The sequence below is a fragment of the Pseudomonas corni genome (genome assembly GCF_057128765.1).
On sequence record NZ_JBSKHW010000020.1, the window covers coordinates 81,817 to 106,504 of the forward strand.

Here is a 24,688-nt window from a genome sequence, read left to right on the forward strand (position 1 = left end):
ACCGATCTTGCTGCGTGTCACTCGGTCCCCTGTAGGAGCAATCGGAGGTAACGACGGTCGCGATGCGGTGTTTCGGACGTACCGCGATGGTGGGTATATCCGTTATTTGCGGTGGACCGATCTTGCTGCGTGTCACACGGTCTCCTGTAGGAGCAATCGGAGGTAACGACGGTCGCGATGCGGTGGATCGGGTGTACTGGGATTGTGTGTATATCCGTTATCTCGGGTGCTGCTCGTATTGGTTCCGCTTTTACAGCGGGTCACTTTTGGCAAACGGCCCCAAAAGTAACCAAAAGGTCTTCCTCCCGGTTTGGCCCTCCTTCGTCGGGTTCCCTCACTCCGGCGACGCTCCGTGGGCACGCCGCCATCGGCCATCCATGGCCGGGGGCGGCTAGCGCGGCATCCATGCCGCCCTGCCCACTCCGCGCCGCCTGCGTTCGGCCTGCACCCAAGTCGCGTTTTGCGGTGTTTGGGCTGGCGTGGGTGAAGATCAAAAGCGAAGCGCGCCTCGCGCTTTTAGCTTTTAGCTTTTGTCTTCTGTCATGCCGAGATTTTGTAAGCGCCACAAAATGCGACTTTGGAAGGCCGAGCGCAGGTGTTGCGTAGCCGGGCGCACGACATGGATGTCGTGCGAGCGCCGCTAGGGCATGGATGCCCGTTCGGCGCGTCCCGGCGGAGCAATGCCGGAGCGAGGGAACCCGACGAAGGAGGGCCGGACATCGGAGCAGGGCCTTTTTGGTTACTTTTTCGGCTCTTGGAAAAAGTGACCCGCTGTAAGAGCGGAACCAATATCAGCAACACCAAAAACAACGGATATACACACCATCTGAAGCGTGTCAGCTACACCGCATCGCAGCCTCGCGGTGCTCGTCAGCTCCTACAGGGGACCGCGTCACACGCGCCAGCGGAACCAATATCAGCAACACCAAAAACAACGGATATACACACCATCTGAAGCGTGTCAGCTACACCGCATCGCAGCCTCGCGGTGCTCGTCAGCTCCTACAGGGGACCGCGTCACACGCGCCAGCGGAACCAATATCAGCAACACCAAAAACAACGGATACACACACAATCGCGGTACACCAGTCACACCGCATCGCGACCGTCGTAACCTCCGATTGCTCCTACAGGGGACCGCGTGCCCCGGACGGGCGCGTATTCCACACCAACTGCACTAACCTTCAACCCTCAGGTCCGATATCCGAGCTGCCAATACCGGTTGCAGCGTTTAGGAGCGCAGTGAATGAGTGAGGCCGTGCTTGCCCGTGAAACCAATCGTCGCCAATTGCAGCACATCATCTCCGGCCTGTCCGATGGCGTGATCCTGCTCGACCCCGACCAGACCATCCTCTGGGCCAACGAAGCCGCATTACAGATGCACGGCGTCAGCAAACTCGCCGACCTTGGCACCAACGGCGACCAATACCGCGAGCGGTTCGCCTTGCGCTACCGAAATAACCACCCCCTGACCGCCGATCAGTACCCCATCGGCAGGGTCGCGGCGGGGGACGTCTTCAGCGACATGATTGTTGAAGTGGACGCAGTCGGCAGCGATAGCGGTCGCACATGGGTGCATCGAGTGCGCAGCATGGTCCTCGAAGACCAAAATGGCGCGCCAGAGTCACTGGTGCTGATCATCGCCGACGCCACAGAGTGGGCCAGCGCCGAACAGCGCTTCGAGAAAACCTTCAACGCCAACCCCGCGCCCGCCGTGATTTGCCGCTTGAGCGACCTGCGTTACATCAAGGTCAATCAGGGCTTTCTGGAGATGACCGGGCACACCCGCGACAACGTCATCGGTCGATCGGTGTATGAGCTCGACGTACTGGAAAACGCTGAGCGCAAGGACCTCGCCATTGAGCGTCTGAACCAGGGCGCCACCATTCCGCAAATGCAGGCCGAGCTGAGATTGCCGGAGGGCGGCACCAAGCTGGTGATCGTCGCCGGGCAGCCGTTGGACATGAACGAAGAAGACTGCATGCTGTTCTCTTTCACTGACCTGGAACCCCGGCGCAAGGCTGAAACCGCTCTGCGTCAGAGTGAAGAGCGCTTTGCCAAGGCGTTTCGTCTGACGCCGGTGCCGACGTTGGTCTGCAGCGCTGATCGTCAGCACGTAGTGGATGCCAACGAAGCGTTCCTGAATACCTTTGGTTACAGCGCTCTGGAGCTGACGGGTCGCTCGGTCGCGGAGCTTGACTTCATCGAGGGCAAAGGTGTCACCGAGCAGTTGTTCGATGGCCTGGAAAAGACCGGAAGCGTCGAGGGCCTGGACATCAAGCTGCGCAAGAAGGGCGATGAAGTGATCGACTGCGTGCTGGCCGCCGATACCGTAATTATTCAGGACAACGCCTGCTATCTGCTGGTGCTGATGGACATCACCGAACGCAAGCGCTCAGAGCTGGAGCTGGTGGAGGCGATTGAGGAGGTGATGCAGGACGCGTCGTGGTTCAGCCAGACACTGATCGAGAAACTGGCGAATGCCAAAAGCGTCAACGCGCGCGCGTTGCCCAATGCCTCATTCACTGATCTGACGGCTCGCGAGCGGGATGTGTTGGGCTTGATCTGCCAGGGTCTGGCCGACAAGGAAATCGCCGCACGGCTGAAACTGGCGCCCAATACCGTGCGCAATCACGTCGCGACCGTGTATTCAAAGCTCGACGTCCACAGCCGCAGCGAAGCCATCGTCTGGGCCCGCGAGCGACACCTGTTCGCCGGTCAAAAGCGCGAGAAGGGTAAGTAGATGATCGGTACGTGAGCAACGCTGAACTCTGTAGGAGCGAACTTGTTCGCGAGATGGTCTGTCTGGCGCACCTTGAATACCGTCTCGCCAACAAGTTGGCTCCTACAGTTCATCAGCGCGAAGGTTAGGTGCAAATGCACTACCCCAACCCCCGCGAATTCACCTGTTTGCCCTTGGGCGCTTTTCCTACTCTTGATCACATGCCGGGCAAGCACTTTATTGCGCGTCCGGCTTCTCATTCAAGAAAGCAGATAAGGAAAACACCATGAAAGCCGAACAAATCAAAGGCGCGGTAGAGCAGGTTGCAGGCAAGGCTCAGGACTGGGCCGGTGACCTGACCGGCAATGATCGCCTGAAAGCCGAAGGCAAAATCCGCCAGACAGCAGGCGAACTGCAAGAGCAATACGGCGACGTGCTGGATGAAGTCACCTCATTCGCCAAGCGCCGGCCATTGGCAAGCGTTGCAATTGCGGCGGGCATAGCGATGTTGCTGACACGGTTGTTGAGCCGTCGCAACGACTGACCGTAGCTGATCGTTCCCACGCGCAGCGTGGCGTGAGGAGCGATTAAATCCGGCCGTTACGCATTCCTGCTTCTGCCCGGAGGGCGTAGGAGTCCGGCTTGCCGACGATGGGGCGCGAAGCGGCCCTGAACCGACCACCTTGGCTTCACCTGCCACACTGCAAATCCTGTTGGAGCGAGGCTTGCCCGCGAAGCTGGCGACGAGGTTTACCTGATGAACCGCGTTGTGGACTTCGCGGGCAAGCGCGCTCCTACACGGGTCAGTTGGTCCGTAAGATCGCTGCTTCTGCCCGGAGGGCGTAGGAGTCCGGCTTGCCGACGATGGGGCGCGAAGCGGCCCTGAACCGACCACCTTGGCTTCACCTGCCACACTGCAAATCCTGTTGGAGCGAGGCTTGCCCGCGAAGCTGGCGACGAGGTTTACCTGATGAACCGCGTTACGCACTTCGCGGGCGAGCCTCGCTCCTACGGCCTCCGGCCAGAATCAAAGGCTTCGCGGGCAAGCGCGCTCCTACGGTCTTCGGCCAGAATCAAACCGCGCGCGACCGATGGACGTTCGCGCGCGCGGGGTAGATCAAAAACACATCATTGCGGAATCACCGCAATCACGTCGATTTCCATCAGCCATTGCGGCTGCCCGAGCGCCGACACCACCAGCCCGGTGGAGATCGGAAACACCCCCTTCAGCCATTTCCCCACCACCAGATACACCTCTTCGCGGTAGCGCGGGTCGATCAGGTAAATGGTGATCTTCACGATGTCCTGCAACTGGCTGCCAGCTTCTTCCAACAGCTGCTTGATGTTCTTCATCGCTTGCTCAGCCTGAGCGCCGGCGTCTCCCAAGCCAATCAGATTGCCGTCGAAATCAGTCCCCAGCTGACCGCGCACATACACGGTATTGCCCGCGCGCACGGCCTGGCACAGGTCGTTGTCGAGCTTCTGGTTGGGGTAGGTGTCCTTGGTGTTGAACATGCGGATGCGAGTATGAGTGGGCATGATGCGCCTGACTTGATCGAGAAAATACGCGGAAGAAAGGCCGTCCATTGGCCTTGGACGGATCTGTTTAAACGGCTTGTGCCGGGTTCGGCGGCGCATCGAAATAATCAGCCCGCACAGCGGCGCCGATCAGGTTGACGATCAAGCGCCCGGCCGTGATGCAACTGATGTTGTTGACGTCGGTGCTCGGGGTGATTTCAACGATGTCCATGCCGACCACTTTGCCCTTGTTCACCAGCCCGTGAATCAGCTTGCGGATCTGCACGTAAGTGATGCCGCCCAACGCAGGCCCGGCCACGCCCGGCATGATCGAAGGATCGAGGCCATCGGCGTCGATGGTCAGGTAGTAATTGCCGTTGTCCGGAATCATGTCCAGTACCGACTGCATGCCGTTGTCGTGCACGTCATACGCGGTGATCAAATGCGCGCCGTAGTCCACCGCCGCCTGGAAATCCGCTGGCCGACCGCTGCCTTGTGCGCGCAGGCCGATCTGGAAAATCTCGCCGATGTGCTCCATTTCCGAAGCGCGGCGGATCGGGCTCGACAAGCCGTCGCGTACGCCATTGATCTCGTCGCGCCAATCCAGATGCGCGTCGATGTGGATCAGCGTGATTTCGCCGCGACCTTCGTAGGCGCGCAGGATCGGGATCGGAATGCTGTGATCGCCGCCAAGAATGATCGGCAGCGCGCCCGCATCGAGAATCTTGCGGATCGCCTGTTCGGAACGCAGGCCGTGGCTGTTGAGATCAGTCGGGTCAGCCGGAACGTTGCCGCAGTCCACGACTTTCAGCGCGCGGTTGTCGTAGATCGGGCCGCCGACATCGAAGTCATAGTGGTGCAGGGCGCGGCAGATGCGGTCGCTCATGGCGCGAATGGCGTCCGGCGCTCTGCTTTGGTCGCAGGTGATGTGCTCGGCCACGTAGGCCTTGCCGAACGGCATGCCGATGATCGCGATGTGGGCATCCAGGGTGTCGAGGTCGGTGCAGATAGGCGACCACAAAAAGCTCTGGTGTTTCTTGGACGGTGGAACGGTCAGTGGAAAATCCATGGGTGTCTCCTGAAAAGAAATAAGTAAAACCGCACCGAAAAAGCGATCAGCTTTCCATCGAAAGGAAGCGGCGCAGCTCGGGAGTTTGGGGATTGGAAAAGAGGGTTTCGGGGTCGCCGGACTCATGCACCAGGCCTTGGTGCATGAAGATCACCCGGTCACTGACCCGACGCGCAAAGGCCATTTCATGGGTGACCATGATCAGCGTCATGCCTTCTTTGGCCAGGCCTTCGACGACCTGCAGCACTTCGCCGACCAGCTCCGGGTCGAGGGCGGAAGTGATCTCATCGCACAGCAATACCTGCGGGTTCATTGCCAGCGAACGGGCGATTGCCACCCGCTGTTGCTGCCCGCCGGACAGCTGATCCGGGAACGCATCGAAGCGCTCGCCCAGGCCGACCCGCGTAAGCAGTTTGCGGGCATGACGCTCGGCATCGGCGCTGGAGGTTTTCTGCACCAGACGCGGCGCAAGCATCACGTTCTGCCCCGCGCTCAAATGCGGGAACAGGTTGAAGTTCTGGAAAATCATGCCGACGTTCTGGCGCAGTTCGCGCAGCCCGTTGCGGTCATCCGGGCGCACCAACTGGCCGTCGACCGTGACGCTGCCTTCCTGATACGCCTCAAGTCCGTTCAAACAGCGCAGCAGCGTGCTCTTGCCCGAACCGCTTTTGCCGATGATGCACACCACTTCCTTGCGCGCGATCTGCAAATCGACGCCCTTGAGCACTTCGTTGTCGCCGAAACGTTTGCGCAGGCCGCGAATGTCGATCAGCGCAAAGCCAGGGGAGAGGTGTTGAGTGGGTGAAGGATTCATGTTGTCGGCCCTCTATCGGCGCAGTTTCTGTTCAAGCACGCGGCTGTACCAGGACAGCGGAAAGCACAGCGCGAAGTACATCAACGCGACCGAGCCATAGATGAAAAACGGTTGGAACGTGGCGTTGGTGATGATCTGTCCGGCGCGGGTCATCTCGACGAAACCGATCACCGAGGTCAGCGCCGTGGCCTTGACCACCTGCACCATGAACCCCACGGTGGGGGCGATGCCGACGCGTACCGCCTGAGGCAAGATCACGTAGCGCATCTGCTCGCTGAATGTCAGCGCCAGACTGCTGGACGCTTCCCATTGGCCCAGCGCGATGGACTCGATATTGCCGCGCCAGATCTCGGTGAGATACGCGCTGGCGTACAGCGTCAGGCATACGGAAGCGGCCACCAGCGGGGTGGTTTCGATGCCGAACATGGCGAGCCCGAAATACACCAGAAACAACTGCAACAGCAGCGGTGTGCCCTGAAAAAGCTGCACGTAAAGCATCACCAGCCCGCGCACGAAGCGGTTGCCGGTCAGGCGCAACACCACCAGCACTGCACCCACCAAACCGCCGCCGATGAAGGCGATCAGTGACAAGCCGATGGTCCAGCGCATCGCCAGCAACAGATTTCGGGCGATGTCCCACAAGGTAAATTCAAACATGGGTTTTCCCTCAGCGACCGAAGATGAAACGCGGACCGACCCAGTTCAGCAGGCGGCGCAGGGCGACGGCGAGCAGCAGGTACAAAGCAGCCACCACGATGTAGGTTTCGAAATTACGGAACGAGTTACTGGCGATCTGGTTGGCGGCGTAGGTCAGCTCTTCGGTGGAAATCTGGCTGCACACCGCCGAGCCCAGCATGATGATGACCATCTGCCCGACCAGCGTCGGCCATATGCGTTTGAGCGCAGGCGGCAGCACCACACGGGTGAAAATCTGCCAGCGATTCAGCGCTAGGCTCTGCGCGGCCTCGATCTGGCCATCGGGCGTGGCTTCGATGCCGGAGCGGGCGATCTCGCTGACGTAGGCGCCCAGGTTGATCACATTGGCGACGATTGCTGCCGTCAACGCGGTCATTTTCAGGCCCAGCCCCGGCAGCCCGAAGAAGATGAAAAACAGCTGAATGATGAAGGGCGTGTTGCGGATCAGCTCCACGTACAGGCCCACTGTCCAGCGTGCCCAGCGCGGGCCTTTGCTGCGAACCAGCCCACAGGCGATGCCCAGCAGTGTGCCGACCACCGCCGAAAACAGCGTCAGGAAAATCGTCAGCAGCATGCCGTCCAGTATCAGCGGCCACTGCTTGAATACGACCGAGAAATCTAAAGTCATGAGGCGTTTGGCTCCACGCAGTTCAGGGGAGGGAGCAGGTTGCGAACCCTAGGTAGCTCGTCAAGGTGTACGAGCCGATCGAGCAGGGCATGTGCTTGATCAGTACCGATCACAGGCGCCGCGCACTGCAGGAATTTGCCGTGCAATTGCGCCTGTAAGAGTGGGTTGAGAGTTGAACCCAGCGGCATCGCGCAGAAGCGCTCCGTGCTGGCGCCGTCGCTGCAAATGACTTTGACCCAAGCACTTTCGGGCGCCGAGACCAGCAGGTCAGGCTGCCAGCGCTCACTGCTGATCATGCGCACGCGGCGCATCAGCTGTTGCAGGTCATCGCGGTTGATCGTGGCGTCGTTCAATGAATCGAGGGTGATCTCCTCCAGCAAACAAGTGGCCGCCATGGCGAACGGCATGCTGAATTGCGCCTGCTGGCGCTGGGTCGGCGCGTCGTGAGTCAGGTTCTGCATCACGATGGGAGGCACGTCGCAGATGATCTCGACGACGTCGTCGGTGCTGATCGAATCAAGACGCAGAATCTCGCTCAGGGCATCGACCGCTGCGTGTGACGACAGGCAGATCGGAATGCGTTTGATGTCGACGCCCGGCATGAGCAGGCTCCATTCGTGACCCAGCGCGGGTAACGGCGACAGCACGCCGCCGTTGAACATCACCGACAGGCCTTTGCTGTGCTCGACGATATCCAGCGGACCCTGGCTGCCGTGGGCGGCCAACAGCGCGGCGATCACGCCTGCCTCGCTGGTGCGTCCGGCCATGAGCATTTTTGCGTCGGTGCCAAAACCGGCTTTCATGCCGCCGGTGCCGGTCAACGCCAGCCCCAATGCGGAAGCGGTTTGCGCCGCATTCAAGCCCAGTGCATGGCACGCCGCTGCGCAGGAACCGACAACGCCCAGCACGCCGGTTGTCCACCAGCCGCGATCGTAAATCTGCCGGGTCAGCGCTCTTGCCAGCGCATATTCACACTCGGCCCCTACCACGAACGCGGTCAGCAGCGCCGCGCCGCTCAGGTCACGCATCTGCGCAACGGCCAGCGCCGCCGGCAGAATCACCACCGAACCGTGGACGAAACCGGGGTAGGCGTTGTCGTCGAAATCCAGTGCGTGCCCGGCAGTCGCGTTGACGAACGCTGCGGCTGGCGCGCTGAGCGATTGTGCATCGCCCAGCACCGTCGAATGGCCCGCAGCGGCGGTCAATCGGCAAACCGCACGGGCTTGGCGGGCAACGTCGCTAGTACTGCCCGCCAGCGCGACACCGAGGGTGTCGATCAGGCAGCGCTTGGCGGCGTGTTGCACCGACAGCGGAATGTCCGCCAATCGCACGGACGCGCTCCAGCGCGCCAGTTCGACCAAGGTAGGGGAGAGGGCGCCCATGGTTACTCTGGAAGCTCGCCAGCCGGTGCGCCCAGCCATTTCTGACTGATGGCGTCCAGGGTACCGTCAGCCTTGGCTTCGCGGATGATTTCGTTGACCTTCGCGCGCAGTTCCGGTTGATCCTTGTTCATGCCGATGTAGTTGGGCGCGTTGGACAGCACCACTTTCAGCTCGATGTCCATCTTCGGATTTTTCTGCTTCAGCGCAGCAGCGACGGTGGTACCGATGGCGACCATCTGCGTCTGCCCGGAGAGGAACGCGGAAATGGTGCTGTTGTTGTCTTCAAAGCGTTTGGTCACGGCCTCTGGTGCGGCGTCGGTCAGCTCTTTGTCCTGCATCGAGCCACGGGTCACCGAAACGGTTTTGCCGGCCATGTCGCCCAGCGTTTTCACCGGCAGTGCTGCTGCGCCGAACACCGCGTCGAAGAACGGCGAGTAGGCGATGCTGTAGTCGATTACTTTCTCGCGCTCAGCCGTTTTGCCCAGAGACGAGATGGTGAAGTCAGCTTTGCCCGACTGGATGTAGGCCACGCGGTTTGGCGCGGTGACGGGCACCAGTTGCAGTTTCACGCCGAGCTTTTTCGCCATCAGCGTGGCGACGTCGATGTCCAGGCCTTGTGGCGTCATGTCCGGGCCGACGTAGCCATAAGGCGGATAGTCCACCGGTACGGCGACGCGCAGCTGGTTACTTTTCATGATGCGGTCCAGCGCATCGCCCGCCTGGACGAAGGTGCTGGAAAACAGGGCGCAGAGTCCCGCCACGATCAGTGTTTTGGTAAAGGGCTTGCACGGATTGAGGTTCATGGTGGTGCTCCGAAGGTTAAGCGGTTCGAGGTTCAAATCAGTCGCAGATGCAGCAAAGCGTTCAGCCCAGATCCCACCATTCGCCCAGGCCCAGGAGCTTTTCTTCGGTGCGGGTGACCGAGGCTTCGGCGTCCTGGTTGGAGTGCGCCGACATCAGCGCTACCAGCATTTCGCTGACCAGCATGGCCGGCACGATGGTGTCGTAGAAGGACGGGGTCTGGTTCTTGACGATGATGGTTTCAGCGGCGAGCCGGGCGGTGGGCGAGGTCACGCTGTCGGTGATGGTGATGATCCGCACGCCTTGCTGATGCAGGTAATTGGTCAGGGTGATCAGGCGCCGCGAGTAGCGCGGCAGGCTGCACACCAGCGCGACGTCTTTGGCACTGGTCTGGTTGATGATCGACATCACGCCGCTCTCGCCAGCGCCTTCGACCAGTCGCACGTTTTTTGCGAAATAGGAGGCCACGTGGGAGAACTGAAACGCCACGCCGAATGAGGAGCGCATGCCCAGGCAATAGACCTGCCGAGCGCCGGCCAGCAGGGCGACGGCGCGGGACATGGCGTCAAGGTTGTCCGGGTTGCACATCGACTGGATCTGCTCGATGGCGTTGTTGGCCATGTCCTCGATTACCTGATGCTCACCGACGCGCTGCTTGAGTTCGACCAGGCCATGGGCCCGCGAGCCGTAAGCGTTGCTGTTGCCGCGCAGTGAGTTGATGAACAGCTCACGCAGTTCGTCGTAGCCCGACAGTCCCATGCGCTTGGCCAGGCGGGTCATGGTCGAAGGCGGCACATTGGCCAGCCGCGCCAGGTCGCGCATCGACATCACCGCCACTTCATGCAGGTTGTCCAGAATGAAACTGGCCGCCGCGCGCTCCTGCCGGGGAAAGGTCTCGAACTGCTGCTTGAGCTGTGCGCATAGAAGGTCACGGTTCATCGGCATGCCACGAATCAAAGCGGAAGATACGAGGGAATTTGCAACAGCTGTGCCAGATTTTTTTGAAATGATTCAAGTGAATCACTTTGCAGGCGTGGTGTTTTGTCACACGCGGCTGCATGGCCCGAGTGGGTCATTCGATTTCGGTTGGGTTGATTCAAAGATTGATTGAGGTGAATCGTTTTGGCTTTGTGCCCGTTGCGATTGGTTTCGGTTAAGGCCGCCTGTGCAAGGAGATAACCGCAACCCAATGGTGCGCCGCACCTTAGAAGTGCGGCGATTGATCAATCTGCGCCTGGCTTGGAACCGTGGGAGCGGACCTGTCCGCGAAGAGGCCAGTGATCCGACACATCTATAGCGTCTGATAGATCGCTTTCGCGGACAGGTCCGCTCCCACGGTTTGAGGCCTGTGCGGGTTACCAACTCTCGAGGCAACGTCATGTATTGAATTGGGCGAGCAGTCGAAATCTGCATCCCCGACAGCATCCCGACAGCTTCCTCCGATCAATTGCGGGCTGACATCCAGGTCATGCTGCGTATGATGGGCCCGACGTTTTTGCATAGGGCCTTGCCGCAATGATGAAGTTCTTCGCCGCGCTGTTGTGCGTATTTTCCGGTCTGGCGCACGCCCAGCCTGCCTTGCTCTCCGACCTTGCCTTGCCGTATCTCGCTTCCAGTCCCGCCGCTGCCAAAGACGCGCCGCTGGTGATCTTCCTTCACGGCTACGGCAGTGACGAGCGCGACCTGTTCGGTATCAAGGACGACCTTTCCCCCGATTACACCTATCTTTCCGTTCGCGCGCCGCTCGATGTCGACGGCGGCGGCCACAAGTGGTTCAGCCAGGACACCGACGTCGCCGACTACGAAGGCGTGACCAGCGATATCGATACCAGCACCACGTTGCTGACCCGGTTCATCGAACAGGCCACCAAGAAGTACAGCACCCAGCCTGACAAGGTGATCCTCATCGGCTTCAGCCAGGGCGCGATGATGACTTATCAAATTGGCCTGCAGCACCCCGAGCTAGTGCGCGGCATTGCGCCGCTCAGTGGCAAGATTCTCTCGGCGCTGAACGCTCGATTGAAACCCGATGATCGGCTCAAGAACCTGAAAGTCTTCATCGGCCATGGCACGGCGGACACCCGCGTGGCGTATAGCGGAGCGACCAATGCCCAGGCCGCGTTGAAAAAGCTGGCCTTGGCACCCGAGTTTCATGCCTATCCGGGGTTGGGGCACAGCATCAACGGCAATGAAATCAGCGATCTTGATAAGTGGCTGAGCGCGTCGCTAGGTCGTGCTGATCAGGATTGAAGGCGGGACGATCAACGATCCCTGTGGGAGCGGACCTGTCCGCGAAAGCCATTGATCAGCCGATAGAGATGTGTCGGCTGTACGGACCTCTTCGCGGACAGGTCCGCTCCCACGGGTCTAGGTACGGCGACCCACCACTCGGCTTCTTACAACCCCTGACTCCCGCGAATCAACTCATACGCCCGCCGGGTCAGTGGATTCACGGTGTTGGGCCGTATCCACAGGTGATAGGTCACGTCCGGCATCCTCGGCAGGCCGTCCGCCTCACCTAGCACGCGCATGTCGGGCCCGAGCATTTCCATGCTGCGCGGTGTCACGCCCAGCCCTGCGCGGGTCGCAGCCTTGATGCCGATCAGATTTGACGCAAGATACGCTTGTCGCCACGGAATATTCGCCCGCTCCAGCGCCTCCAGTGCGTAGCGCCGGTAGATGCTCGGTTCGTCCACCAGGATCAGCGGAATCGGCTCACCCGGCACATGCTGATACTGCGCCGAACAAATCCACCACACCGGCGAGGTGCGCAGGGCAAAGCCTTCGAGCCCAGGATCTTCACGGGTGGAAATCACCATATCCACCTTGCCGCGATGCAGGTCGTCCATCAGAAACGGACTGCGCCCGACATCTATTTCCAGCCGCAGACGAGGCGCCGAACGGGCGATGTGGCTGAGGATCGGCGGCAGAATGGTGTCAGCAATGTCGTGAGGCGATCCGATGCGCAGCACGCCGCTGAGGCTGCTTTCACGCAGAGAATTGAGGGCGTCGTCGTTGAGCGAAAGCATCTGCCGCGCATGGCGCAACAGTTGTCGGCCGGGGTCGGTGAGCTGCTTCTGCCGGCCCTGTTTCTGAAACAGGCTGACGCCAATCTGCTGCTCCAGGCGCTGCATGTGCTGGGTCACCGACGATTGCGTGCGCGCCAACTGCACCCCGGCTTCGGCGAAGCTGTGGTGGTCGACGACAGCGACGAAAGTGCGCAGCAGTTCGAGGTCGAGGGTGGTGGACATGGTGGTGGGCTCAGCAAAAATTTGGGCTCGGAATGAGATCCACTGTAGGAGCGCGCTTGCCCGCGATGGCGTCGTATCAGCCTCATTGATGTCGCCTGACACGACGCCATCGCGGGCAAGCGCGCTCCTACAAAAGCGTTATTTACATCATTCGGAAAGGTAAACACATTACGGTTTTTTATGAATTACGAAAGTAGATTTTGCCATTTGTTAGTCTAGGCCCAGCATCTACGTGCTTATAGCGAATTGTTCCAAGCGTTGAATCCTAAAAGTTATAACCATATTTGATATTTGAATTTCCGTTCTTCACCCCCTGTCCCTAGGATGCCCTTCATCCGTCAGCCTTCTTAGAAAGAGCGGCGACCATGACTTGAGGGGGAACATCCATGCCGTACCTGCGCTCGCCTGCTACACGATTTCTGCCGCTGCTGTTCGGCGCTCTGCTTACGCTGGGCGCCAGCGCGATGGTTCAGGCCGACGCCACGCTGGACAAAATCCAGGAGCGTCATCGTCTGGTAGTCGGCGTGCTGCTGTCAGGCGGGCCGTTCGGTTCCATCGATCCCTCCACGCAAAAGCCCGTCGGCATGAACGTCGATCTGGCTCAGGACATCGGCCGTCAGCTGGGGGCCGAAGTCGAGCTGGTGCCGGTATTGCCAGCCAACCGTGTGCAGTTTCTGCAACAGGGCAAGGTCGATCTGCTGATCGCCAACATGGAATGGACCGTTGAGCGCGGGCAGATTCTGGGCTTCGTGCCTACGCCGTTCTATCGCGTAGGCGGTACCGCAGCCGTGCTCAAAGACAGCAAGATCACAAAATGGGAAGACCTCAAGGGCCAGCCGGTCTGCACCTCCCAAGGCAGCAGCTACGTCAAGCCGCTGACCGAATTCGGCGCCGAACTCAAGGCATTCAAAAGCTCGTCCGAATCGCTGCTGGCCCTGCGCGGCAACAACTGCGTCGCCGCTGTGCATGACGCCACGCTGATCAACCCGTTGATCGCCGACAGCGCCGAATGGAAGGACTACCGCGCCATCAGCCCGGAGCTGAACCCGGCGCCCTCGGTGATCTGGACCCGTCCAGGCGAAACCGACACCCAGGCCAAGCTCGACGCGATCGTCAAACAATGGCACCGCAGCGGCTGGTTGATCGACGCCGAAAAACGCCACCACATCACCCCGGCATCGCCTGCGCTGGTAGAGCTGCAAAAGCAGTTCCAGACCGGCGCCTGATCCCGTTTCCTTTGATCATCCGGCGCTCAGGCGTCGGGGCTCTCTTAAATAAGCTCGTCCCAGGCAGTCACCCATGAATAGCTTCGCTTTTGGCAAAACCCTCACCGCCCTCGGCCTGATCCTTTGCGCCTCGCTGGCCCACGCCGACGCGACGCTGGACAAAATTCAACAGCGCCACAAGATCAGCATTGGCGTGATCCTCAGCGGCCCGCCGTTCGGCACCATCGACCCGAAGACTGGCGAGCATCTGGGCTACAACGTCGAGCTGGCCAAAGGCATTGGCCAGAAGCTGGGCGTGGAAGTGGACACCGTTTCAGTGCTGGCGCCTAACCGCGTGCAGTTCCTGCAGCAGGGCAAGGTAGACATCCTGATCGCCAACATGCAGTACACCGACGAGCGCGCCGAGATTCTCGACTACGTGCCGACCCCGTATGAGGAAGTCGGCGGCGCGGCATTGATCCGCAAAGGCGCGGGCATCAGCAAGTGGGAAGACCTCAAGGGCAAGCCGGTGTGCGTGTCCCAGGGCAGCAACTTCATCAAGCCGTTGCAGGAAACCTACGGCGCCGAGATCAAGGCCTTCCGCAGCCAGTCCGAGTCGCTGTTGTCCCTGCGCGGCAATGGTTGCGTGGCGGCCGTACACGTCAGCCCGACCATGCACGCATTGCTGGGCGATGCTGACTGGTCCGGTTTCGAGATCCCGCTGTCCACGGACCTGATCCCGTCCAAATCGGTGATCTGGATTCGAAAAGGTGAAAAAGACACTCAGGCCAGACTCGACGGCATCGTGCGCGACTGGCACCGCAGCGGCTGGTTGATCGAAACCGGCGAGCGCACCGGCATGGCGCCGTCCCAAGCCCTGCGTGACCTGCACGAGCAGTTCCGCAACGCCGCGCCGCTTGCCAGCCAGTAAGCCATTGAGCGAGAAACCTGATGAGCAATGACCTGTTCCAGACCCTGCAGCAGTTACTGGGCGACAAGTACGTGCAACGCGCCGATGAGGCTGTCGAGCAGTTGACCGACAAGCAAGGCACCTACGTCGGTCAGGCGCTGGCGGTGGTGCATCCGGCGAACACCGAAGAAGTCGCCGCCGTGGTCAAGGCCTGCGTCGCCCATCAGGCGCCGATTGTGGTGCAGGGTGGCAATACCGGGCTAATGGGCGCTGCAACGCCGGATGCTAGCGGGCGTTCGGTATTGCTGTTGCTCGATCGTCTGAACGGCGTGCGCCAGATTGATACCGACAACGACACTCTGATCGTCGAAGCCGGCTGCATCCTGCAAAACGTGCAGGACATCGCGCGCCAGGCCGCACGCTTGTTTCCCCTGAGCCTGGGTGCGCAGGGAAGCTGCACCATTGGCGGCAACCTCGGGACCAACGCGGGCGGCACCGCGGTGTTGCGCTATGGCAACACCCGCGAACTGACCCTTGGCCTGGAAGTGGTGACCGCTGAAGGTGAAATCTGGAATGGCCTACGCGGCTTGCGCAAGGACAACACCGGTTACGACCTGCGCGATTTATACATAGGCAGCGAAGGCACGCTGGGCATTATCACTGCCGCCACGCTGAAACTGTTCCCGCTGCCCAAAGCACAATGCACCGCGCTGCTGGCCTTCGATTCGCTGGGCCAGGCGGTGAGTTTTCTGTCCCATGCCCGCTCAGGTTTCGGCGCGAGCCTTACTGCGTTCGAGCTGCTGACCGCTGATTGCCTGGCGCTGCTGCGTGAGCAATTCCCGGACGGCCCGCAGCCATTCATTCACGCCGCGCAACCCTGGTTCGCGCTGTTGGAACTGTCGGACAACCACAGCGAAACCCATGCCCGTGAGTCTTTTGAACACGTGCTCGGTGAGGCCTTTGAAGCGCAGCTGCTGGCCGACGCGTTGATCGCAGAAAGCCTGGCGCAAAGCGAAGCCCTGTGGCTGCTGCGCGAGAACATGAGCGAGGCGCAGAAGAAAGCCGGTCGCAACATGAAGCACGACATCTCGATCCCGATTTCGCGCATCGTCAGTTTCGTCACCGAGACCGATGCGCTGCTGCAACGCCACTTCCCCGGCGTGCGCAACTTTACCTTCGGCCATCTGGGCGACGGCAATCTGCACTACAACGTCGCCCATCCGTTGGACTCCACGGTTGAAGCCCACATGAGCAACTACGCCGCTCTTAGCCAGCTGGTGCATGACAGCACGGCGGCCCATGGCGGTTCGATCAGCGCCGAACACGGCATCGGCCAGCGCAAACTGGCCATGCTGCCGAGCTACAAAAGCCCGGTGGAACTGGACCTGATGCGCCGCATCAAGCAGGCGCTGGACCCGCTCAACCTGCTCAATCCGGGCAAGGTTCTGGCGACAGTCACCACTCCAACTGAAAGGACAGCGCCATGACCGTTCGTTTGTCACAGCGCGTACAGCGCGTTTCGCTATCGGCCAACGCGGCGGCGAAATCCCGTGTCACTGAGCTGCGCGAAGCCGGTCGCGACATCATCGACATGACCACCGGCGAGCCGGATTTCGACACCCCTGAGCACATCAAACAGGCCGCCTATAAAGCCATCGACGGCGGCGCGACCAAGTACACGCCGACCCCCGGCGTGCGCAAGTTGCGTGAAGCGGTGCAGCGCAAACTCAAGGCGGAAAATCGTCTGGACTATCCGCTGCCATCCATCGTCATCGGCAATGGCGCCAAGCAGATTATTTTCAACGCCTTTGCGGCGACCCTCGATGACGGCGATGAAGTGCTGGTGCCGGTGCCGCACTGGCCGTCGTTCCCGGACATCGTGCGCATCAACGGCGGCGTGCCGGTGTTCATCGAATGCGGTCTGGAACAGGGCTGCAAACTGACCCCGGCGCAGCTCGAACAACACATCACCGGGCGCACCCGCTGGCTGATTCTCAATGGGCCCGGCAACCCCAGCGGCGCGGTGTACAGCCAAGCGGAATTGCTGGCGCTGGCTGAAGTGTTGCGCCGTCATCCGCAGGTGTTTGTGTTGCTGGATGAACTCTACGAGCACATTCGTTTCGACGGCCAGACAGCCTTGAGCCTGCTCAATGTCGCCCCGGACTTCCAACCGCGCGCGCTGCTGGTGGGCGGTGTCTCGAAAACCTACGCCATGACCGGCTGGCGCATCGGCTTCGGCGCAGGCCCGAAAGAACTGACCACGGCCATGACGGTCGTGCAATCGCAAGCCACCTCCGGCGCCTCTTCGGTGGGGCAGGCCGCCGCGCTGGCAGCGTTTGAAGGCGGTCTGGATTTCCTGCCCGAGCAGGTCGCGGCCTATCACCAGCGTCGGGACATTATTGTCAGCGCGCTCAAAGACGTGGACGGCCTGCAAGTGCTCACACCTCAGGGCGGCTTTTTCGTCTTCGTGCGGTGCGCCGGATTGCTTGGCCGTGTGCGTCCCAATGGGCAGCGTTTGAATAGCGATGATGACGTGGTCGATTACCTGCTCGAAGAGGGCGTGGCCGGTGTCGCGGGCAATGCCTATGGCCTGTCGCCGTGGTTTCGCCTGTCGATTGCCACTGCAACCGACAGCGTGACCGAAGCCGGGCGACGCATCGCTGCGGCCTGCGCACAGCTGCGCGTCGAGGCGCTGGCATGAGTCATTGGCTGGAAATATTCGTGCAGTGGACGGCCAAGCTGGGGCTGAACTACAGCTTTCTGCTGGACGCCTATCAACGCGGTTCGATGGTCGACGGCGCGCTGACCACCATTGCGCTCTGCGCCTGCACTATCGTCGGCAGTCTGCTGGCGGGTGTGAGCCTGGCGGCGATGCTGACGTCGGGCAAACCGTGGCTGGCGAAACCGGCGCGGGTGTTCATCGAAGTCACGCGCAACACGCCGACACTGGTGCAGCTGTACTGCGCGTTCCTGGTGCTGAACATGCTCCTGACCCAGGCTGTCGGCGCGGCCAATCCGCTGACGCCGTTCGCCTGGGTAGTGATCGTGATTTCCTTGCACAAGGGCGCGTTCCACGCCGAGGCCCTGCGCGCCGGGATCGAGGCGGTGCCCGCCGTGACCATGGAAGCCGCCAGTTCGCTCGCCTTCAGCAGCCGTCAGTTGCTGTGGAATGTGCAACTGCCGCTGGCGGTGCGCTTCGCCTTGCCGTCGCTGATCAACAACCTGATCGATCTGGTGAAGATGACCGCCGTGGCCTCGGCGATTGCGGTGGGTGACATCACTTACGCCTCGATCATGATCTGGACCCAGAGTGACAACGTGCTGGAACTGATGATTTTGCTGCTGACTTTTTTTGGCCTGTTGAGCTTCATCGTCAACTGCGCCGGTCGTGCCCTGGAAACCCGACTGAGGATGCCCGGTTATGGCCATTGAATCTTCTGTCCCTGCACCGCTGAACTGGCCACGTCGGCATGTCGGCAAACTGTCGTTGCTGGTGATCGCCTTGCTCTGGCTGGTCTTCGGCGCGCCCAATAGTCCGGTGTTCAAGGCGCTGGTGGAATGGTCGCCTGCGCTGGCAAAAGGGTTTGGACAGAACATTCTGATCAGCCTGTTGGCGATTGCCATCGGTTCGCTGCTGGGCCTTTTGGTGGGCGCGCTGGCGATGTCGCCGTTTTGGCTGACGCGCTTTCCGGCCAAGGTCTGGGTACAGATTTTTCGAAACGCGCCGTGGCTGGTATTGATCTACTTCACCACGTACGTGTTCCCGTTCGAAATCCACATCGGCAGCAGCTGGATCTCCTTTCCGGACTGGGTGAAAGTCACCATCGGCCTGGCGCTACCGGCCAGCGCCAACGTCGCGGAAATCTTTCGCGGTGCCATCGGTTCGATCCCCAGCACTCAGTGGGAAGCGGCGCGTTCCCTGGCGTTCACCCGTGGGCAGATTTTCCGTTCGATCATCCTGCCGCAATGCTTCAAACGCATGCTGCCGCCGTGGATGAACCTCTACGCCGTGATCACTATGGGCACCGCGCTGGCGTCGCTGGTGGGTGTGCATGACCTGATCGACACCGCACAGATCGCCAGCAATACCGTCAACCAGACCGGTTTTACCGTGCTGATCTACTTCAGCGTGCTGGCGCTGTTTTTCGCCTATTGCTACCCGATTTCCCGGATCACTCAACGCCTGGAGCGACGTTATGCCTTCTCCTGAAACGCTCGCCGCCGAACCCCTGGTCAGCCTGCGCGACATCCATCTGTCGTTCGGCCAGAACCGCGTGCTCAAAGGCATCGATCTGGACGTGCAGCGCGGTCAGGCGGTGTCGATCATCGGCCCGTCCGGCTCGGGCAAATCCACCATTTTGCGTTGCATCACCGGGTTGCTTTCGCCACAGCGCGGCAGCATTCGCGTCGGCAGCACCGAGGTGCAAACGCTGACCAGCGAGGCCCAGCGCATCGAGCTGCGCAAGAAGGTCGGTTTCGTGTTCCAGCAGTACAACTTGTTCCCGCATCTGTCGGTACTGGAAAACCTGGTGATCGCGCCGCGCAAGGTGCTCGGTCGCAGCGCAGCGGACGCCGAGAAAGACGCCCGCGCCTTGCTCGCCAAAGTGCGCATGGAGCACAAGGCCGATGCGTATCCGGGGCAGTTGTCCGGTGGGCAGCAACAGCGGGTGGCAATTGCCCGGGCGCTGGCGATGCGGCCTGAGTTGATTCTGTTTGACGAAGTGACCTCGGCGCTGGACCCGGAAACCGTGGGGGAAGTTCTCACGGTTATTCGCGAGCTGACCGAGGAGGGCATGACCTGCGTGCTGGTGACCCACGAAATGCGTTTCGCCGAGGACATCAGCGACGTGGTGTATTTCACTGAAAACGGTTTGATCGTCGAAAGCGGCAGCGCCGAACAGATTTTCCAGCGCCCCACCAGCGAGCGTACCCAGGAATTTCTGCGTCACGCCCTGGGCGACGCCGGCCGCCGCCCCGCAGTGAACGGCGACCCGTATTTGTTGAGCAATATCAGCCGGTACAGTTTGTCTGTCTGAATGAACACACAGCCCCTGTAGGAGCGAACTTGTTCGCGAGACGATGTAACTGACACACCGTGTCGCCAGGCTCGCCAACAAGTTGGCTCCTACAGAAGCCCGTGCGAAATGACCAATAAAAGGAGCACCTGATGAGCACCGAAAACCGCAGCCAAGTGATCGAAGATTTCCTGCAGAAAATCCGCGTCATCCATGCCCGTGGCGTTGATCGCGACGCGCTTAAAGAAATCGTCAGCCTGCTGGAAGACCTCGCCCAGCGCCACGACCTGTTCAACTTCGAAAGCTTCCCCTCGCCAGTGCCGGGGGAGGGTGATACCGCATTCCGCTACCGCCTGAACGACGACGGCGAAACCCCGACGCTGTACATGAACTCGCTGCTGCCGGGCAAAAGTACGCTGCCGCACAACCACGAAACCTGGGCGGTGATCGTTGCCGTGCAAGGCCAGGAAATCAACTACGTGTGGGCGCGCACCGACGACGGCAGCAACCCTGAATTCGCCAAAATCGAGCTGGAAAAAGAAGTCGTTGTGCAGCCTGGCACTTCGATCAGCTTCCTCGGCGAAGACCTGCACGGGATCAAGGTCGACGGCGAAACCCCGACCCTGCATTTCCACTTGTATGGCCGCCCGCTGGAATCATTGAACGGCCGTTACGGCGTCAACCTGGAAGGCAAAGTGCTCAATTACAACGCCTCGCAAATGGCCCCGTCGATCAAGGCCTACGCATGATCGACCTGTATTTCTGGCCGACGGGCAACGGCCTCAAAGTCGCGATCCTTCTGGAAGAGCTGGAGCTGCCTTACACCGTGCGCCCCATCAACATCCGCACCGGCGAACAGAAGCAGGACTGGTTTCAGGCGATCAGCGCCAACGGGCGGATTCCGGCGATTGTCGATCACGCGCCCGCTATCGGTGACGAGCCTCTGAGCCTGTTTGAATCGGGGGCTATCCTCAACTATTTGGCGAACAAGGCAGGCCGTTTCTTGCCAGCGGATGGGACAGTTGAGCGCCAGCGCGTGCAGGAATGGCTGTTCTGGCAGGTCGGGCATGTCACGCCGTATCTGAGCCAGTTGCAGGTGTTCAAGGAAAAGGCCCCGGAGCCGATTGCGTTTGCCCTGGACATGCTCGGTGCCGAGGCGTCGCGTTTGTATGGCGTGCTGGAAAAACGTCTGGGTGAGGTGCCGTTCGTGGCGGGTGAATACTCGATTGCCGACATGGCTATCTTCCCGTGGATTCAGCCGGCGCGCCAAGGCCAGGACCTGACGCAATACCCCAACATCGATGCCTGGCGCGAACGCATCAAAGCCCGGCCAGCGGTGCAACGCGCGTACGCCAAAGGCCGCGAAGTGGCGGCGAATGAAAAGTCGTTGGCGTTGCAGTAAGCGTTGCGCGTCACCTTTCTAGGAGCGCGCTTGCCCGCGATGGCGGTGTATCAGCCTCCATCCATGAACATGACACACCGCAATCGCGGGCAAGCGCGCTCCTACAACGGGCGCCCTCAAGAGAACACGAGAACCCCATGAGCCAGAAAATCACCCCCCAACAATTACAAAGCTGGCTGTTCGACGGGCAGGAAATCGCTTTGTTCGACGTCCGTGAGCACGGCCAGTACGGCGAAGCGCACCTGTTCCATGGCGTGAATCTGCCTTACAGCCGCCTTGAGCTGGAGGTCCGCCGTCTGGCGCCGAACCCCGGCGTGCGTCTGGTCATCTACGACCAGGATGGCGGCGCTGCCACCTCCCGCGCTGCTCAACGATTGAGCGAACTCGATTACACCCGCGTGCACATCCTCGAAGGCGGCGCCGATGGTTGGCAGGCGGCGGGCTTCGAGCTGTTTGCCGGCGTGCATGTGCCGTCCAAAGCTTTTGGCGAAATCGTCGAAGAAGCCAGCCACACCCCGCACATTAGCGCCACCGAACTGGCGGCGTGGCAGGCCACAGCCACACCACTGGTGGTGCTCGACGGTCGCCCGTTCGACGAATACCGCAAGATGACCATCCCCGGTTCCATCTGCTGCCCCAATGGCGAGTTGGGCTATCGCTTGCCCGGTCTGCTGACCGACGACACCACCCCCATCGTGGTCAATTGCGCCGGTCGTACCCGCAGCATCATCGGCGCACAGACGCTGATTGATCTGGGCGTTAAAAATCCGGTCTATGCACTGGAAAACGGCACTCAGGGTTGGTACCTGGCCGACCTGCCGCTGGAACACGGCAGCACCCGGCGTTATGCCGAGGTGGCGCCAAATGCCTCCCTGGACGCACAACGTCAGGCGGCGCAGCAACTGGCGCAACGTGCCGGTGTGCTGACGATTGACGCGAATCAGGTGGCGAAGTGGGCCGAGGACAGCAGCCGTAGCCTGTTCGTGTGCGACGTGCGCACACCCGAAGAATTCGCACTCGGCAGCCTGCCCGGTGCGCAACACACGCCGGGCGGTCAACTGATTCAGTCCACTGACTTGTACGTCGGCGTACGTCAGGCGCGCTTGGTGCTGGTGGACAACGACGGCATCCGTGCACCGATTGTGGCGAGCTGGTTGCGTCAGTTGGGGCATGAGGCTTATGTGCTTGAAGGCGGTATTCACAGCGGCCTGGCACTGGCGCTCAATGACCATGCAGTAACGTCTTCATTGCCGCCGCTGAGCGCTGCCGAGCTGTTCGATGCGGTCAAGGACAATGCCGTGGCCGTGGTGGATCTGCGCCCGAGCATGGCGTTCCGCAAGGGCCATATCGAAGGTTCGAGCTGGTCCATTCGGCCGGTATTGGCTGCGCAGGTCGGCACCGAGACCCGGCCACTGGTATTCATCGCGGACAGCGCGGCGGTGGCTGAAATCGCTGCGCGGGAACTGCCCGACGCCCAGCGCGCTCAGGCACGGGTTCTCGCTGGAGGTATCAGCGCCTGGCAATCGGCCGGTCTGGCGCTGGTCGAAGACGCCAACACGCCCACCAACGCGCAGTGCATCGATTTTCTGTTCTTCACCCATGATCGCCATTCGGGCAACAAGGACGCGGCGCGCCAATATCTGGCCTGGGAGATCGGCTTGCTGGGGCAGATGACCGAGCAGGAAATCGCTAGCCTCAAACCCCTCGGCGCTCGTCAGACCCATGATCGAGTGCGTACGCGTCTGGTCCACGCCGCGCGCAGCGAGAAAGGCAGCGGCGTGCGTGGCGTCAACCCGCCGGTGTCGCGCATGAGCACGGTGCTGTTCGACAGCCTCCACGAGATGCGCGATGCCCGAAAACGCCGGGATACCGAGCGCGTGCTCAGCTACGGCGCGCGGGGCAATCCAACGGCGTTCGAGCTGGAAGATCTGGTGACCGAGCTTGAAGGCGGCTATCGCACGCGTCTGTTTGGCACCGGTTTGGCCGCCGTGGCGCAGACGTTTCTGGCGTACCTGCGGCCGGGTGATCATGTGCTGATCACCGACGCGGTGTACTCGCCGGTGCGGCAGGTGGCCGAAGAGTTTCTGGCGCCGTTCGGCATCGAGTACAGCTTCTTTGCCGCCGATGGATCGGGCATCGAAGCGTTGCTGCGAGCTAACACCAAAATGGTTTATGCCGAAGTGCCGGGTTCGTTGCTGTATGAACTGAGCGACCTGCCGGCCATTGCAGCGCTGTGCAGACCGCGTGGGATTTTGCTGGCGGTGGACAACACTTATGGCTCCGGCTACCAGTATCGGCCGCTGACGTTGGGTGCTGACATTTCGATCATGGCGCTGACCAAATACCTGTGCGGGCACAGCGACGTGGTGATGGGCAGCGTATGTACAACACAAGCGGTCTGGCAGCCATTGGCGGTGATGACTGACACGTTTGGCAGCACCGTCAGCCCGGATGACGCGTATCTGGTGCTGCGCGGCGCCCGCACTTTGGCGGCGCGGCTGGATGTGCATCAGCGACAGTGCTTGCAGGTTGCCCACTGGTTGCAGGGGCATCCGCAGGTCAAGCGCGTGTTCCATCCAGCATTGCCCGACCATCCGAGCCATGCGTTGTGGAAGCGCGATTTCACCGGCAGCAACGGGCTGTTGACGTTCGAGCTTGTGGACAGTGATCCCCTGCTGCTGGAGCGCTTTATCGACGGCTTGCACCTGTTCGGATTGGGTGCGTCATGGGGCGGGTTCGAAAGCCTGGTAATCGTCGCCAACGTCAACGACCGGGTGAATGCCGAAGACAAGGCGCTGAATCCGTTGCTGCGATTGCACATCGGTCTGGAAGACGTCAGCGCGTTGATCGAGGATCTGGAACGGGGGTTTGCGGCGATTCGGTGATGACCGGACGCAGAGCACGGGAATGATCCGAACAGGCGCAAGACCCGTGGGAGCGGACCTGTCCGCGAAGGCGTAAGTGAAACTGCTACATCTGCTTCGCCTGGCAAACTGCATTCGCGGACAGGTCCGCTCCTACACATGATGCGTGGCGCCAAATTTTTTGTTGAACCGCCACTCTCCCTGTAGGAGCGAACTTGTTCGCGAGGCGTTGTGTCAGGCGACGACAATGTCGAGGCTACCGGCGCCTCGCGAATGAATTCGCTCCTACAGGGACGCGTGGTTGCCATGAAGGCACTCAGACCCGTGGGAGCGGACCTGTCCGCGAAGGCGTAAGTGAAACTGCTACATCTGCTTCGCCTGGCAAACTGCATTCGCGGACAGGTCCGCTCC

23 protein-coding genes are annotated in these 24,688 nt (G+C 60.9%); 14 read left to right on the plus strand and 9 right to left on the minus strand.

Translation table 11 applies throughout. The features are described 5' to 3' along the window. Positions 1 to 1,246: 1,246 nt before the first annotated feature. Positions 1,247 to 2,743, plus strand: coding sequence for a helix-turn-helix transcriptional regulator (locus ACWKV9_RS24935; RefSeq protein WP_483838770.1), 1,497 nt, complete (start codon positions 1,247 to 1,249; stop codon positions 2,741 to 2,743). A 265-nt stretch (positions 2,744 to 3,008) separates the two neighbouring features. Continuing rightward, on the plus strand, positions 3,009 to 3,266 hold the full coding sequence (locus ACWKV9_RS24940; RefSeq protein WP_483838771.1) for a CsbD family protein: 258 nt from the start codon (positions 3,009 to 3,011) through the stop codon (positions 3,264 to 3,266). 584 nt (positions 3,267 to 3,850) lie between these two features. Here the strand turns inward: ACWKV9_RS24940 and ACWKV9_RS24945 are convergent. From ACWKV9_RS24945 to ACWKV9_RS24980, 8 genes are all read right to left on the minus strand, one after another. Further along, positions 3,851 to 4,261 carry a RidA family protein gene (locus ACWKV9_RS24945; RefSeq protein WP_483838772.1) on the minus strand — a complete coding sequence of 137 codons (411 nt, stop codon included), beginning with the start codon at positions 4,259 to 4,261 and terminating at the stop codon, positions 3,851 to 3,853. 67 nt (positions 4,262 to 4,328) lie between these two features. Beyond that, a complete protein-coding gene (locus ACWKV9_RS24950) occupies positions 4,329 to 5,309 on the minus strand; it encodes an agmatinase (RefSeq protein ID WP_483838773.1) in 981 nt (326 codons plus the stop codon). A 46-nt stretch (positions 5,310 to 5,355) separates the two neighbouring features. Beyond that, positions 5,356 to 6,123 carry an amino acid ABC transporter ATP-binding protein gene (locus ACWKV9_RS24955; protein WP_483838774.1) on the minus strand — a complete coding sequence of 256 codons (768 nt, stop codon included), beginning with the start codon at positions 6,121 to 6,123 and terminating at the stop codon, positions 5,356 to 5,358. Positions 6,124 to 6,135: 12 nt separating this feature from the next. Further along, positions 6,136 to 6,780, minus strand: coding sequence for an amino acid ABC transporter permease (locus ACWKV9_RS24960; RefSeq protein WP_483838775.1), 645 nt, complete (start codon positions 6,778 to 6,780; stop codon positions 6,136 to 6,138). Positions 6,781 to 6,790: 10 nt separating this feature from the next. Next, positions 6,791 to 7,447, minus strand: coding sequence for an amino acid ABC transporter permease (locus ACWKV9_RS24965; protein ID WP_483838776.1), 657 nt, complete (start codon positions 7,445 to 7,447; stop codon positions 6,791 to 6,793). Next, the gene (locus tag ACWKV9_RS24970) at positions 7,444 to 8,829 is read right to left on the minus strand and encodes an MmgE/PrpD family protein (protein WP_483838777.1); all 1,386 of its coding nucleotides are present in this window, start codon (positions 8,827 to 8,829) and stop codon (positions 7,444 to 7,446) included. The genes ACWKV9_RS24965 and ACWKV9_RS24970 overlap by 4 nt, the downstream gene beginning before the upstream one ends. Before the next feature lie 2 nt (positions 8,830 to 8,831). Next, positions 8,832 to 9,632 (minus strand): transporter substrate-binding domain-containing protein, encoded by an 801-nt coding sequence (locus ACWKV9_RS24975; protein WP_483838778.1) that lies wholly within the window; start codon positions 9,630 to 9,632, stop codon positions 8,832 to 8,834. Positions 9,633 to 9,693: 61 nt separating this feature from the next. Beyond that, positions 9,694 to 10,569 carry a MurR/RpiR family transcriptional regulator gene (locus ACWKV9_RS24980; RefSeq protein WP_483838779.1) on the minus strand — a complete coding sequence of 292 codons (876 nt, stop codon included), beginning with the start codon at positions 10,567 to 10,569 and terminating at the stop codon, positions 9,694 to 9,696. 4 nt (positions 10,570 to 10,573) lie between these two features. Here ACWKV9_RS24980 and ACWKV9_RS24985 point away from each other — a divergent pair, with 4 nt between their 5' ends. Next, positions 10,574 to 10,741, plus strand: a complete 168-nt coding sequence (locus ACWKV9_RS24985; RefSeq protein WP_483838780.1) for a hypothetical protein — start codon at positions 10,574 to 10,576, stop codon at positions 10,739 to 10,741. A gap of 404 nt (positions 10,742 to 11,145) precedes the next feature. Beyond that, positions 11,146 to 11,880: an alpha/beta hydrolase gene (locus ACWKV9_RS24990; RefSeq protein WP_483838781.1), complete on the plus strand. Its 735-nt coding sequence runs from the start codon at positions 11,146 to 11,148 to the stop codon at positions 11,878 to 11,880. Positions 11,881 to 12,026: 146 nt separating this feature from the next. On the opposite strand, the gene ACWKV9_RS24995 is transcribed toward ACWKV9_RS24990, so the two are convergent. Then, positions 12,027 to 12,881 carry a LysR substrate-binding domain-containing protein gene (locus ACWKV9_RS24995; RefSeq protein ID WP_483838782.1) on the minus strand — a complete coding sequence of 285 codons (855 nt, stop codon included), beginning with the start codon at positions 12,879 to 12,881 and terminating at the stop codon, positions 12,027 to 12,029. A 386-nt stretch (positions 12,882 to 13,267) separates the two neighbouring features. On the opposite strand from ACWKV9_RS24995, the gene ACWKV9_RS25000 reads away from it, so the two are divergent. The 10 genes from ACWKV9_RS25000 to metC all read left to right on the plus strand — a co-directional run bounded on the left by ACWKV9_RS25000 (position 13,268) and on the right by metC (position 24,298). Continuing rightward, entirely contained in the window at positions 13,268 to 14,107 is an 840-nt protein-coding gene (locus ACWKV9_RS25000; protein WP_483838783.1) for a transporter substrate-binding domain-containing protein, read from the plus strand. Between the two features lie 73 nt (positions 14,108 to 14,180). Then, positions 14,181 to 15,017, plus strand: coding sequence for a transporter substrate-binding domain-containing protein (locus ACWKV9_RS25005; protein ID WP_483838784.1), 837 nt, complete (start codon positions 14,181 to 14,183; stop codon positions 15,015 to 15,017). A 20-nt stretch (positions 15,018 to 15,037) separates the two neighbouring features. Beyond that, entirely contained in the window at positions 15,038 to 16,483 is a 1,446-nt protein-coding gene (locus ACWKV9_RS25010; protein WP_483838785.1) for an FAD-binding oxidoreductase, read from the plus strand. Beyond that, positions 16,480 to 17,697: an aminotransferase class I/II-fold pyridoxal phosphate-dependent enzyme gene (locus ACWKV9_RS25015; RefSeq protein WP_483838786.1), complete on the plus strand. Its 1,218-nt coding sequence runs from the start codon at positions 16,480 to 16,482 to the stop codon at positions 17,695 to 17,697. Before ACWKV9_RS25010 ends, ACWKV9_RS25015 begins: the two co-directional genes overlap by 4 nt. Further along, positions 17,694 to 18,428: an amino acid ABC transporter permease gene (locus ACWKV9_RS25020; protein ID WP_483838787.1), complete on the plus strand. Its 735-nt coding sequence runs from the start codon at positions 17,694 to 17,696 to the stop codon at positions 18,426 to 18,428. The genes ACWKV9_RS25015 and ACWKV9_RS25020 overlap by 4 nt, the downstream gene beginning before the upstream one ends. Beyond that, a complete protein-coding gene (locus tag ACWKV9_RS25025) occupies positions 18,418 to 19,206 on the plus strand; it encodes an amino acid ABC transporter permease (protein WP_483838788.1) in 789 nt (262 codons plus the stop codon). Before ACWKV9_RS25020 ends, ACWKV9_RS25025 begins: the two co-directional genes overlap by 11 nt. After that, on the plus strand, positions 19,193 to 20,032 hold the full coding sequence (locus ACWKV9_RS25030) for an amino acid ABC transporter ATP-binding protein (RefSeq protein ID WP_483838789.1): 840 nt from the start codon (positions 19,193 to 19,195) through the stop codon (positions 20,030 to 20,032). The genes ACWKV9_RS25025 and ACWKV9_RS25030 overlap by 14 nt, the downstream gene beginning before the upstream one ends. Before the next feature lie 131 nt (positions 20,033 to 20,163). After that, positions 20,164 to 20,760: a cysteine dioxygenase family protein gene (locus ACWKV9_RS25035; protein ID WP_483838790.1), complete on the plus strand. Its 597-nt coding sequence runs from the start codon at positions 20,164 to 20,166 to the stop codon at positions 20,758 to 20,760. Beyond that, a complete protein-coding gene (locus tag ACWKV9_RS25040) occupies positions 20,757 to 21,413 on the plus strand; it encodes a glutathione S-transferase family protein (RefSeq protein ID WP_483838791.1) in 657 nt (218 codons plus the stop codon). Before ACWKV9_RS25035 ends, ACWKV9_RS25040 begins: the two co-directional genes overlap by 4 nt. 137 nt (positions 21,414 to 21,550) lie before the next feature. After that, positions 21,551 to 24,298 (plus strand): cystathionine beta-lyase, encoded by a 2,748-nt coding sequence (metC, locus tag ACWKV9_RS25045; protein WP_483838792.1) that lies wholly within the window; start codon positions 21,551 to 21,553, stop codon positions 24,296 to 24,298. The last annotated feature ends 390 nt before the right edge of the window (positions 24,299 to 24,688 follow it).